Annotated in this window: 8 protein-coding genes; 5 read left to right on the forward strand and 3 right to left on the reverse strand. The window is 56.0% G+C overall.

What is annotated here, in order from left to right; all coding sequences use genetic code 11:
• The first annotated feature begins 171 nt into the window (after positions 1–171).
• On the forward strand, positions 172–1293 hold the full coding sequence (locus ACWJ62_RS13040; protein WP_449286563.1) for a CaiB/BaiF CoA transferase family protein: 1122 nt from the start codon (positions 172–174) through the stop codon (positions 1291–1293).
• Between the two features lie 117 nt (positions 1294–1410).
• On the forward strand, positions 1411–4089 hold the full coding sequence (locus ACWJ62_RS13045; RefSeq protein ID WP_449286564.1) for a penicillin acylase family protein: 2679 nt from the start codon (positions 1411–1413) through the stop codon (positions 4087–4089).
• A gap of 353 nt (positions 4090–4442) precedes the next feature.
• On the opposite strand, the gene ACWJ62_RS13050 is transcribed toward ACWJ62_RS13045, so the two are convergent.
• Together ACWJ62_RS13050 and ACWJ62_RS13055 are read right to left on the reverse strand one after the other, a co-directional pair.
• Complete coding sequence (locus ACWJ62_RS13050; RefSeq protein WP_449286565.1) at positions 4443–7343, reverse strand: MECDP-synthase; 2901 nt, start codon at positions 7341–7343, stop codon at positions 4443–4445.
• 306 nt (positions 7344–7649) lie between these two features.
• Positions 7650–8423: an enoyl-CoA hydratase gene (locus tag ACWJ62_RS13055; protein ID WP_449286566.1), complete on the reverse strand. Its 774-nt coding sequence runs from the start codon at positions 8421–8423 to the stop codon at positions 7650–7652.
• 183 nt (positions 8424–8606) lie between these two features.
• Here ACWJ62_RS13055 and ACWJ62_RS13060 point away from each other — a divergent pair, with 183 nt between their 5' ends.
• Complete coding sequence (locus tag ACWJ62_RS13060; RefSeq protein WP_449286567.1) at positions 8607–10121, forward strand: fumarate hydratase; 1515 nt, start codon at positions 8607–8609, stop codon at positions 10119–10121.
• Positions 10122–10201: 80 nt separating this feature from the next.
• Here ACWJ62_RS13060 and ACWJ62_RS13065 read toward each other — a convergent pair whose 3' ends face one another.
• Positions 10202–11656: a protein adenylyltransferase SelO gene (locus ACWJ62_RS13065; protein ID WP_449286568.1), complete on the reverse strand. Its 1455-nt coding sequence runs from the start codon at positions 11654–11656 to the stop codon at positions 10202–10204.
• A gap of 75 nt (positions 11657–11731) precedes the next feature.
• Here ACWJ62_RS13065 and ACWJ62_RS13070 point away from each other — a divergent pair, with 75 nt between their 5' ends.
• Positions 11732–12670 (forward strand): hypothetical protein, encoded by a 939-nt coding sequence (locus ACWJ62_RS13070; RefSeq protein ID WP_449286569.1) that lies wholly within the window; start codon positions 11732–11734, stop codon positions 12668–12670.
• A 12-nt stretch (positions 12671–12682) separates the two neighbouring features.
• Positions 12683–13498, forward strand: a complete 816-nt coding sequence (locus ACWJ62_RS13075; RefSeq protein WP_449286570.1) for an HAD-IIB family hydrolase — start codon at positions 12683–12685, stop codon at positions 13496–13498.
• Positions 13499–13501 lie beyond the last annotated feature (3 nt).

The raw sequence follows: 13501 nt of genomic DNA on the forward strand, positions 1-13501 counted from the left end.
AAACCCATCATAAAACCCCGGGAGAACAATGCAACCGAAGCCGTCCGGACAGGCTGGTAGAAACGGCCAATCGGAATGACGGAACCGGCAGTTGGCCCCGTTGGCAAAACCGGGCAGCATGAAGGAAACGAATGCTATTCGGACAACTCTCACAATAAAAAGGAGATCATCATGGCGGGTCCTCTGACTTCGCTGAAAGTTCTGGACTTCAGTACCTTGTTGCCCGGTCCCTACGCCACCATGCTGCTGGCCGACATGGGGGCAGATGTATTGCGTGTGGAAGCACCGGACCGGGTGGATCTGACCCGGGTAATGCCGCCTCATGATGCCGGCGTGAGCACCGCTCACGGTTTTCTGAATCGAGGCAAGAAGTCGCTCGGTCTCAACCTCAAAGAGCCGGGGAGCCGGGAGAAAGTGCTGGAGCTGGTCAAAGACCACGATATTGTTGTCGAGCAGTTTCGCCCGGGAGTGATGGACCGGCTTGGCATTGGCTACGAGGCCCTCAAGGCAGTCAATCCTCGTCTCATCTATTGCTCCATTACCGGTTACGGCCAGACCGGCCCCTACAAGGACCGCGCGGGCCATGACATCAATTATCTCTCCCTGGCGGGCGTCAGTAGTCACTGCGGCCGAGCCGACAGCGGCCCGCCACCCATGGGTATACAGATTGCGGATGTGGCTGGTGGTTCTCACCATGCCGTGATGGGCATCCTGGCTGCGGTAATTCACCGGCAAAAAACTGGAGAAGGGCAGTTTGTTGATATCAGCATGACCGATGCCGCGTTCGCGCTGAACGCCATGGCCGGGGCGGCCTGCCTCGCCGGTGGGCAAGAACAGAAGCCGGAACGCGCGTTGCTGAACGGTGGCTCCTTTTACGACTACTACCAGACGCGCGACGGTCGCTGGCTTTCGGTTGGCAGTCTCGAGCCCCAGTTCGCTTCCCGCTTGTTCCACACCCTGGGGATCTCTGATGTAACCAGTCTCGCCATGAGCCAGAATCCCGAGCATCAGCAACACCTGAAAGCTGTTCTGAAAGAAAAGATTGCGGAGAAACCCCTCGCGGAATGGCAGGAGATTTTTGCCGACGAGGATGCCTGCGTGGAGCCGGTTCTGACCATTTCGGAGGCCGCCGAGCACCCACAGCTGAAGGCCAGGGACATGGTGATTGGTGTTGATAGGGGGGATGGCACTCAACAACCGCAGATCGGATTCCCGATCAAGTTCGAGAAAACGCCATCGGAAACGTCCCGGATCGGGAAAATGCTCGGAGCTGATAACGATCAGTTTCTTTAGAAGAAAATAACGTGAATAAGTGTTCAGTTTTGTCTGGCTGAAAAGGAGGGCTCTGCTAGTTTTATAAATGTCACCGGAAATGGTGAAAACGTAGTGAACAAATACAAGGAAAACACTATGAAACTCAGGAAAACCCCGAGTGGCAGGCATGCCCTCAGTCTCACTGTCGCTCTGCTTGGCAGTACTCTGCTGGCAGGCTGTTTTGATAGCGACAACGACTCTTCCGGCCCCTCACAGGCTGAGGTGGATCCCAATCTTTTTCCGGCGGATGGTCAGCTAGAGGCGACCATTCGTCGAACTACCGGCGGTGTTCCCCACATCGTTGCTGACGACCTGAAATCGGCCGCTTTCGGGCATGGCTATGCGCAGGCGCAGGACAATGTTTGTATGCTGGCCGAGGCGGTTGTGAAGGCTCGAAGCGAAAGGGCCAAGTATTTTGGGCCCGGGCCGGATGTCGAGTTTGCGCCCGGAGCTAGCGTAGGGCTAAACATCATCAATGACTTCAGCTATAAGGCACAACAAATATACGCTGGCGCTGAAGCCGAGTTCCCTAATCTGAGCCCTGAGAGTCGAGCGCTGATTGAAGGCTTTACAGAGGGGTACAACCGGTACGTCAACGAAACCGATGCCTCTCAGTTCCCTGCAGAATGTGCAGATCAGGACTGGGTTAAACCGATAACGCCGGTGGATCTGCTGGCTCATTATCGCATTGTTGGTCAGTACGCCAGCGGAGCGCTGTTCGCCACAGGGGCGGTTTTCCTCGCAGTTCCTCCTGGAGAGAGCCCGGCACCGACACCGGTAAGCTCGGTGACCAATGCCGAGGAGGTCAATAAGCTTCTCAAGAACGTTGTGGCAACTGCAGAGGCTGGCGCGAAATCACAGACCAATTTCGCGGATATGGGCCTTGCCAGCAACGCGTGGGGTATTGGCAGTGAGTTGACCGAGCAGGGCCGTGGCGCACTCTTGGCAAACCCACACTTTCCTTACACAGGGCATCGTCGGCTTTATGAAGTTCAGATGACCGTGCCGGGTTACCTGAATGTTCATGGCGCTGGCCTGCTGGGAACAGCGATTCCTTTGATCAACTTCAACGAGAATCTTGCCTGGTCTCATACAGTAACGACCAGTCGTCGCTTTACCTGGTATGAGCTGGTGCTGAAGGATGGAGATAACCTGACCTACGTGAAAGACGGGGTAGAGAAGCCGATCACCACAGAGACTTATCAAATCGAGGTCGACTTGGGACCTCAGACAGTTGTCCTAGAGAGAACTTTCTACTTCTCCGAGTACGGACCGATGATTGCTGCGAATGCTGTGAGCGGTCAGCTACCAGCCTGGGGCGACAACGGTGCGCTGAACACCTCCTCAATGGTGGCCCACACCTATCGTGACGCCAACGCCAACACAGGCGGGCTGCTGGACACCTGGCTGGGAATGAGCAGAGCTAGCAACCTTGAAGAGTTCCAGAGTGTCTTCCAGAGCTGTGGCTCAACCCTCTGGACCAACACCACCTACGCGGATGACCAAGGTAACGCGTTCTACATCGACAGCAGTTCGGTACCGAACCTCTCCGAGAAAGCCATCGCGCTTGTGAACTTCAGAAGGGCAGGCAGCGCAGCCTATGCCGGCCTCTTTGATCAGGGCGTAACCTTGCTTGATGGCAGACTATCCCAGGAAGACTGGGTTGAAACCGCGTGTGGTCCTCTGGTTCCGTATGACCAGAAGCCGAAGCTCGTGAGATCGGATTGGGTGCAAAACTCGAACAGTAGTTACTGGTCAACCAACCCAGACGAGTTTCTGACAGGCTTCTCACCTCTGTTTGGTGATGAAAAAGCGCCCATTAATGCTCGCACGCGTCTCGGTATCAAGATGCTTCAGAACCTGATGGATCCTGGTTTCCCGGATGCGCCGCTGCCAGCGGGGCAGGACGGAAAGTTTAGCGCGGAAGAGCTGATTGGTGTGATCTGGAACAATCGGGCCTGGTATGCAGAGCAGTTCCTGCCGGAGCTTCTGCAGCGCTGCGATGCCATTGGCACTACGGCAGTGAATGGAGTCGATCTGTCTTCCTGGTGCCAATCTCTGAGCACTTGGGATGGCCTCTATAATCGGGATAGCGTAGGTGCTCATATCTTCCGAGTGTTCATGGCTAACTATCTGGAGGATGTGGAAACTGATTTAACAACGCCGTTCAGTCCTGCTGATCCCGTTGGCACGCCTGCGAGTCCATCCGACGAGAATGCAGGCACAGCGAGCGACACGATGCTTCTGGCGCTTGCCGATGGTGTGACTGCTCTGCAGTCTCAGGGAATTTTGCCGACTGATGCATTGGGCGACCTGCAATATTATCGCGCCTCCGGCGGTGTGGTTCCCGGTTCCGGTGGGACTCCCGTTTTCCAGACCCAGCCAATTCCCTGGCACGGCGGTGACGGCAGCATTGACGGGGCTTTCAATGCGATCGGTGTTGTAACGGACCCGTTCCTTGAAGATACCCGTTTCCCGAGGATTGCACCGTCAACTATCGATAATACTGCAGGCCTATCAGACGGCTCTGATGGCATCGACGGTTGGCTCATGGCCAGAGGTACCAGCTGGCACTTCGGGCTGGAATTCACGGCCAATGGCCCGGAGGCTTATGGTCTTGTGAGTTATTCCCAGTCTACGGACGCCATGTCACCATTCTTCAGTGATCAGAGTGAGCAGTATTCCAACAAGGACTACCGCCAGTTGTTCTTTACTGAAGAAGATATTCAGGCAAATCTGTTGCCGCAGGGCGAGACTGTTATTTCTTCAGATTAAGACTCGAACCAGTATGAAAACGCCGCGCTCTAACGAGTGCGGCGTTTTTGGTTGCTATTAGTTATGCCGTTGAACTCAAGTAAGAACGCCATCTAGCCACTCTTAAAGCGGGCAAATCCCTGCTTTTTATCTACCCTTCCTTTGCTGCACGACTGCCCCCTTTGGCTATCTGAGCGCCGTCAACCATCCTCATAATTTATGTTTGTCTCGATAATGAGAGCCTCTGCATCGCTGCAAGAGTCTTGGGGTGTGGGGCTCTTCGATATGTTGATTGTTAGTCTCTGACCCATGTCGGGCATCCAAAAAAAAGCCCCGGCGATGCCGGGGCTTGGTTGGTAGGCAGCAGCTAATCCTTACGGAGCAGCTTGCTCATCCTGATCGAGTGCGTTGGCCAGAGTCGGACTGGTTCCCAGTGCATCGATGTTGTTGGGAGAAGCTGGCACGCTGCCGCCGCTGAGCACTTGGGCTGTTTGAGTGACCATTACCGTAAAGGCATCACTGGTAACGGCAAACCCACCCGGGCAAGCATCATTTGGCGCTTGAGGCGCTACAAAAGTGCCATGATTTGCGGTAGAGCATGGGTCACTGCCATCAAAGAATACAGCGACCGGTGTGGCGGCAGAGCCTGAGATGTCTTCGCCCTGAAGCAGGTTCAGGTCGGCATCATCTGCAAGGTTGGTGCCGCCTGCTCCCAGATCCACCAGTGCCATCAGTGGCTCTGTGCCAGCCAGCGGTGCCGAGAATGCCGGGCTAAGCGGATTGACGTTGGCTTCGTTTGGTACGGTGCTGTCGCCCACCACTTCCGTGATTAGCAGATTGCTTGTAGAGGCGCCAAGCCCCTTGGCAAAGTTCACCGGATCACCAGCATCAGAGATCGACTGGAACACGTAGAAGAAGCTCTCGAAGGCAGAGGTTCCCTGGGTTACACCTGCGTTAGCCAGTCCACCAAGAACTTGGCCGGAGAAGGCCGGCGAGTTCTCAATCAGGCGAGTTACTTGGCCGCTCGTGTTGTGGAGAACGACTGAGCCAAGGGTCGGGAACGTAAAGTTATCAAGAGGAGCCCCAGCATCCTGATAGGTCTGATTCAGCACTCCGTTCAGGCTGCTGTTGGCCAACGCTGAGAAAACGGTTCCAGAAATGCCGCCGAGAGAGTGGCCGATGAAGTTAACATTGATTCCCGGACCAACGAGATCAAAGGGTTGAAAGTCGCCATTAACGTCAAAGGTTTGGATTGATGCTGCAACGTTGAGGAGATCAACGACACCCTGGCGCAGGTTATCGCGGCTGTTCATCATGTTGAGCGGATTGATAAACAGGCTACCTGATGAGATGTCAGCCAGAGGGGCTTGTACCGGCTGCAGAGATGCATTTGCGGTGTACCCAAAGTGCCGCTCACCGATGTAGTCAGCAGAAATCAGCGCATTGAGTTGTGCGATGACGGGTGCGAGGGCTGGATTGTTCTGGGCCTCAAGCCCCTGAATCGTAGCCTGTACGGTTGTTGTCAAAGTCGCTTCGTCAAGCTCTGATAGGCCCGCAACCCTGCCTACGCTAGCTCCAGCAAGCCCGTGCAGAGGCTGATCGATTGCTACAACCGCTTGGCAGGCACTTTGTGCCAACAGAATGGCCGGCAGCATTGAGACACTCCGATCTACGGTAATGCCATGCTGGAAAATAGTTACGCCATTGGGCTTAAATCCTCCCGTTGGGTCTTGATCGACGCAAGAAGCTGGGCGCGAATCCGTTGAAGGATTAAACACCACGACCGGTACGGTGGTATCGGCTTTTTTCTGCGGGAATGGGAAGTAGCCATTCACATTCAGTGTGCCGTCGATATCACGAAGGAAGGAGAAAATTGTGTCGCCCGGAGTCAGATTCTCATTCAGGCCGGCTTCCATGCTTGTGTTGCCTGTCCAGCTGCCTGTGACAATTCCGGCTCCGGTTTCGCCCGGAAGACTCTGGTAGTAGGGCAGGGTGATCGCGCCCTGATGGACCTGAACCTGGGCTGCCGCCTGAGCAATTGGGTTTGTAGGGTCCTGTGCGGCCAGACCCTGTATGGTTGCCAGATCTGCCGCCTCAGTTTTCGGATAGAAGAAAGAAGGGCGCGGTACTGGCAGGTGAATCGTGTCCCCGATTTCCGGAACAATTGCCTGCGTCAGCGTCGTTTGCGGAGTTTGGGTTCCGTCAGCCGTTAAAACATCTTGCACGTTGGACAATGCCGTAACGGCGGCCAGCTCCTGCGCAGTCAGTGTTGACGGGTCAAGTTGGCCAGCGCCGAGTTGGCCGGCAATCTCGGTGATTTCACCAAGCTTTGTTGTAAGTTGAGAGAAGTTGAGAGTGGGGTAGTTGTCTCTGATGGCTTTCAATTGGGCAGTGAAGCCAATCTTTTGCCCCAGTCCTGATGCAACTGCCGCCGGCGCCATCATCGCCCGCAGGACGTCGGTGTCAGAGTTGGTTGTGAATGTGTAAGCCAGCGCAGACTCAGAGCCTGTCTGCATTTGCGCAAGGAATCCGTTCGCCAGTTGATCAGCAGTCTGCAAAATGGTTTTCACATTGGCAAGTGCCGGGTTACCGAGCACGCCATCCGCGAGCGCGACATCCTGCACTGAGCGCTCAATGGGTTTACCGTTTGCGCCCTGAACATCATCAGTGACAACAACCAGATATTTCTGACCGTCCGTAAGTGGCTCAAGCGGTACAACACGTACAGCGTTGTTCACTCCACCATCTACGCTAACAACGTCTGCACGGAAATTCGGCTGTTCAAGTCCCAGTCCCTGACCAAAAGGATTACTTGCAACGATGCTGGTTGGGTTGGTGTTCGGAAGAGCCTCAGGAGCCGACTCAATTGCAGGACCAACGTTAAGCGGGAGCAAAAATACTGTTGCGTTTGCCATCACGGTTGCTGGATTCAGCTCACCGTCAAACTTCAGTGTGAAAGCACCGGAGGTAGAGAAGCCGGAAAGATCGTTGACCGCATCATCGGCCGGAGAAGTGCCGCCAGAGAGCCCTGTAAAGTCATAGTTAGCGCTCTGAGTCGCGCCCAACAACAGAATCAGGTCGGCATTGATCGGAAATTTCGGATCGGAAGCAATCGGGTTGGGATCATAAATCGGACGAACAATCGACTTATCAATCGTCGTATCTTCTATCTGGTAGTCCGGATTGGCATTCGCCCCCGTCTCGCCACTATCAAAGCAGCCTGTAAGTCCAACGGAAGACGCCACGGCAAGACTTATTAGAGTTTTCTTGAACATGGGTGGAACCTTTTCCTGTTGTTGTGTCGTTATGTTCGGCAGCTGACGGGGCCGGTCTGATCCGGTAAGCCCGTTGTCAGTGGCCTGTTCTGCTTAAACTGTTGTCTGAAATTGTAGCCAGCGCTGTAAGCCAATTTCTGTATCTCTGACTATAGCGACAGTATGGCAAGTGTTGATCAGCCAAAAGTGTGATTCTTCTGGATTGAATCCTCCCCGCACAGTTGGAGTTCGGCCTTTGAGAAAAATAGTTGCCGGATACCGGTTTGTCGAGGTCCGGCAACGGGGAAATTGAGGCGCAGTCGAGGTTTACTCGAAGCGCGAGAAATCCGGTGCGCGTTTTTCCATGAAGGCCCGGAAGGCTTCGGCGGCTTCCGGGGATTTCAGCCGCTGCGCAAACAGCTGTCCCTCCTCCAGCATGGTATCCCGGAGCGCTTCCAGGGTTGGCTTGTTAAGAAGCGCTTTGGTGGCTCGAATCGCTGCCGGGGCTTTTTCAGTGAGCCGTTGGCAGGCGTCGAAGGCATTGGCTTCGGTCTGCTCAGGTTCGCAAACGCGGTTGATCAGGCCAAGTTGAAGCGCCTCTTCCGCGGAGAAGGCACCACCAAGCATCAGTAGCTCCGCGGTGCGCACCCGGCCAATCCAGGTGGGAAGTAGCAGGCTGGAGCCACCTTCGGGGCACAGGCCGAGGCTGGCAAACGGCATCTGGAATGCCGTGTTGTTGCCGGCGAATACCAGATCGCAGTGCAGCAACATGGTGGTTCCAATGCCGACTGCCGCGCCATTGACCGACGCCACCACGGGTTTGGTTGCGCTGGCCAGTAACAAAAGAAAGCGGCCTACGGGCGTTTGTTCGAAATCACCGGGCAAGCCGGCGGCAAATTCGCCCAGGTCGTTGCCGGCGGTGAAGCACTCGCTGCTGCCGGTAAAGAGTACGCACCGGATGTTGGCATCATCCCTGGCTTGTTCCAGAGCATCGCCCATGGCGGTGTACATGGCGTGGGTGAGGGCGTTCTTGCGCTCTGGCCGGTTCAGCCGAACGATGAGAGTTCTGGCTTTGATTTCGGTAAGGACGAGGTCAGTCAAGTTGGCTCCTGCGGTGTTATTCTAGTTTGGTTAGGATGGTACCTTTTTCTTGTGCCGTTTTTCACGGCTTTTTATGACTGCTTCGTCATCTGTCGAATCACTCGCCAAAGCGATTTTCTGGTAAACTTTCGCATCCCGATTTTTGATGACACGACATAACGATATCAAGCTGATGAGGCGCCTATGACCACCGTAATCCGCCAGGACGATCTGATTGAAAGCGTAGCGGACGCGCTGCAGTTCATTTCCTACTACCATCCGAAAGATTTCATTGATGGTGTGTATGAGGCTTACCAAAAGGAAGAGTCCCAGGCGGCGAAGGACGCCATGGCCCAGATCCTGATCAACTCGCGCATGTGTGCGGAAGGTCATCGGCCCTTGTGTCAGGACACTGGTATTGTGACGGTATTCGTCAACATTGGTATGAACGTTCAGTGGGACTGCGAGCTACCCCTGGATGATGTGATCAACGAAGGGGTGCGTCGCGCCTACACCCATCCGGACAACGTGCTGCGCGCTTCTATTCTGGATGACCCGGACGGCAAGCGTAAGAACACCGGTGATAACACGCCGGCCATCATCCACTACAAGATGGTTCCGGGCGACACGGTTGAAGTGCACGTGGCTGCCAAAGGTGGTGGTTCAGAGGCCAAGTCCAAGTTCGCGATGCTGAACCCGTCCGATTCGGTTGTAGATTGGGTTCTTAAAATGGTTCCGCAGATGGGGGCTGGCTGGTGCCCGCCTGGCATGCTGGGTATTGGTATTGGCGGTACCGCCGAAAAGGCGATGGAAATGGCCAAGGAATCCCTGCTGGATCCGATCGATATCCACGACCTGAAAGCGCGCGGTGCGTCGAACAGAGCCGAGGAACTGCGTCTTGAGCTGTTCGATAAGGTGAATGATCTCGGTATCGGTGCCCAGGGGCTGGGTGGCCTGACCACCGTTCTGGACGTTAAGGTCAAGGATTACCCGACGCACGCTGCCAATAAGCCGGTGGCCATCATCCCGAACTGTGCTGCGACTCGCCACGCGCATTTCACTCTGGATGGCACCGGACCGTCCTTGCAGACGCCGCCGCGCCTGGAAGACTGGCCGGAAATCACCTGGGAAGTGGGCGACAACGTGCGTCGCGTGAACCTCGATACGGTGACCCCGGAAGACGTGAAGGACTGGCAGCCGGGCGAAACTGTCCTGCTCTCCGGTAAGATGCTGACCGGCCGGGATGCTGCCCACAAGAAGATGGTCGACATGATCGAGAAAGGCGAGGAACTGCCAGTCGATCTGAAAGGTCGCTTCATTTATTACGTGGGCCCTGTTGATCCGGTGCGCGAAGAGGTCGTTGGTCCTGCAGGCCCGACGACTGCGACCCGAATGGACAAGTTTACCCACACCATGCTCGAGAAGACCGGCCTTACCGGCATGATCGGTAAAGCCGAGCGTGGCCAGGTAGCCATCGACGCTATCAAGGAATTCGGTGCGGTCTACCTGATGGCCGTGGGCGGCTCCGCCTACCTGGTGTCCAAGGCGATCAAGCACGCGGAAGTGGTCGCCTTCCCGGAACTGGGTATGGAAGCCATTTACGAGTTCGAGGTCGAAGACATGCCGGTCACAGTCGCCGTTGATTCACGCGGCTCGTCTGTGCACCAGACAGGTCCTGCCGAATGGCACGAGAAGATCATTGCTGCCAAGGCGGTCTGATCTCGGTAGGTTGCCGAAAAAAACAAAAGGGCCGGACGAGTACATCGTCCGGCCCTTTTTCGTTGGCTGGTGCAGCTACCTCAGCTTGAACAGCTGATATTCAGGTGCTTGCCCCAATCAGGCGGCAATGCCGCGTAAGCCTCGCTCTCCGGTTGCTCGTCATAGGGCCGCTCAAGAACCTTCAGTAGTGCCTTCATCGGTTCGTAGTCCCCGTTCTGGGCTTCCTGGATGACCTGCTGGGCCAGGTAATTCCTCAGCACATACTTTGGATTCACGCGGCGCATGGCGTATTCCCGCTCATCGTGAGCGCGGCTTTCGTTCAGGAGTCTCTCCTCATAACGCTCCAGCCACTGGTCTGCCACGCTGCGATCTACAAACAGATCCCGCACCGGCCCATGGCCATGGCTGTGAAGATTGGACAGCGCCCGGAAGAAGGCCGTGTAGTCGACATGGTGCTCGTGCATCATGCTGAAGGTATCCATGATCAGGCTCAGGTCCGCTTCATCCTCGATGACGAGGCCAAGCTTGTCTCGCATGTTCTGGAGGAAGCGCTCGTTGTAGGCCACTTCATAGCGGCGAAGCCCCCGGCGCACGTCGTCTTCCTCCATTACCGGGAGCAGGGCTGTGGCCAGGTAGCGGCAATTCTCAAACCCGACTTGAGGCTGACGGTTGTACGCGTAGCGCCCGCCCTGGTCGGTATGGTTGCTTATATAGCGGGCATCGAAATCATCGAGGAATGCGAAAGGGCCATAGTCAAAGGTGTCGCCGATGATGGACATGTTGTCGCTGTTCATCACGCCATGGCAGAAGCCGACTGCCTGCCAGTCCGCAATCGTTCTTGCCGTGCGTTCCACCACTTCCTCGAACCAGCGGGCGTATCGATCGTCATCCGGCAGGTTGATCAGATGAGGGAAGTGCAGCGAGATCACATGCTCAAGCAGAGTCTTTACGCTTTCAGGCCCTTCGTGGTGAGCGGCGAACTCGAAGTGTCCGAAGCGAATATGGCTTTGAGCCACGCGCACCAGTGCAGCCGCCGTCTCGATGGATTCCCTGCGCACCGGGTCTTTGGCGCTCACCATGAACAGTGCCCGTGTGGTCGGGATACCAAGTCCCTGCATGGCCTCGCTGCACAGGTATTCGCGAATGGTGGAGCGAAGCACGGCCCGGCCATCCCCGAAACGGGAGTAGGGAGTCATACCGGCGCCTTTGAGGTGCCAGTCCCAGCGTCGTCCATCGGGGCCAACGGTTTCCCACAATAGCAGGCCACGGCCGTCGCCCAGGTCGGGATTGTAGGCACCGAACTGGTGGCCCGTGTATTTCATGGCCACAGGGTCCATACCCTCAAGTAACTCCGATCCCGCACCCACGCCGGTCCACTCCGATTCGGAATCGGCGCGAAAGCCCATCTGTTCCGCGAGCTTGTGGTTGAAGCACACCATCTTTGCGTCTTTTAGTGGTGAGGGCTGAACCCGGGTATAAAAACTGTCCGGGAGCTCTAGGTAGCGATGCTCTATTCGAAAATCGTTGCCACTCATAAAACGCCTATACTCCCATTGGTATGAATTCTGCTGCCGTCTCTCTTAAGTCATCCATTGAACTGGAAACCCAACGTGTCTGATCGCTCGCTAGAACAAACCATCAGTGCCCTGATTCAGCAGGAAGGCCTGCCCGAGGCCTATGCCAAAACGGTAGAAAAGACCATTCTGCCGCTCGCAGACCGAATCTGTGCGCTCCATGATACGGAAAAGCAACCCATTGTGGTTGGTATTCACGGAGCCCAGGGTACGGGCAAGTCTACGTTGACGCTCTTTTTACGAGAAATTCTGCTCCGGCACCGCAACCGGTCTGCGGCCAATTTTTCTCTGGATGACATTTACCTTACCAGAGCCGAGCGTCAGGACCTCGCCGAACGGGTACACCCGTTGTTTAAAACCCGTGGTGTGCCTGGAACCCACGGCGTGGCGCTTGGGCAACAGGTCTTGAACCGCTTGCGCAGTGCAGCGCCTGAAGATGTCACCCCGATTCCTGCCTTCGACAAGTCCAGGGACGACCGGGTTCCTCGGGATCAGTGGCCTGTCTTCGGGGGAAGGGCCGAGGTCATTCTTCTGGAGGGCTGGTGCCTGGATGCGCGACCGGAGAAAGACAGTGCGCTCGCCCGGCCGATGAATCCTCTGGAGGAGAACGAGGACCTGGACGGTGTCTGGCGCAGCTATGTTAACGATCAGTTGAAAGGGGAATACCGGAAGTTTTTTGATGAAATCGATTTTCTGGTCATGTTGAAGGCTCCCTCTATGGAGTGTGTTCTTGAATGGCGTCGACTCCAGGAGCAAAAGCTGGCGAATAAAATCCGCAACGCACCAGAAAGTGGCAAGCCCTATGGAGGCGCACAGGATTTGCGCATTATGACCGACGAAGAAGTCGGCCGCTTCGTTATGCACTATGAACGGGTTACCCGTGCCTGCCTCACTGAAATGCCTGTTAGGGCTGATGTTCTAATCAACGTGGCCGAGGACCATTCCCTCGGCCTTTCGCAGTTTCGCGAGGCCTAACGGAGACCGGCCATGGCCAGACCCCATTTGATCCTCTTCTCAGATCTCGACGGCACCCTGCTAGACCACGACGAATACCGCTGGCACGCGGCGGGCCCCGCCCTGGAAAGGCTGAAGGCAGCCAATATTCCCCTGGTGCTTAACTCCAGCAAAACCATGCCGGAGATCCGGGCTTTGAGGGAAGAACTTGGGAATAACGATCCGTTCATTGTCGAAAACGGTGCAGCCGTAGTTATTCCGCCCCACGCCCTAGCCAATGAGGAAGAAGAAGTGGTGAATTTTGGTGCAAGCCGGGAACGCGTCCTTGAGGTGCTGGACGCGCAGCGGGGGAAGGGCGCGCGGTTCAGGGGCTTTGCCGACATGTCTACCGATGAACTGGCAGCGGAGACCGGCCTGGATCCGGCAGCGGCCGGGCGGGCCAAAGAGCGGCTGGGTACCGAACCATTGATCTGGCAGGGCTCCGAGCAGGAGTTGGTGGAGTTTGAAGCGGCTCTGAGTGCCGAGGATCTCCGTCTGGTAGCGGGCGGACGTTTCCTCCATGCCATGGGTATTTTTGATAAAGCCGATGGGGCCCGGTTCTTGCTAAACAAATACAAAGAGCAATACCGGGAGCAGTATGGCGATGGGCCAGTGTTGGCCATTGCCCTGGGTGATAGCCCCAACGACCAGCAGATGCTGGAATCGGCGGATATACCGGTGGTGATCCGGGGTGTAAAAAGCGAAGAGGTTCGGTTGCCTTCGGCAAAGCACGCCATTCGCTCCCTCAAGCCCGGCCCCGAAGGCTGGAATGAGTGCGTACTCAATCTCCTGTTTGAGTACGGGTACTGACCC

It is taken from the genome of Marinobacter sp. PE14, assembly GCF_053566155.1.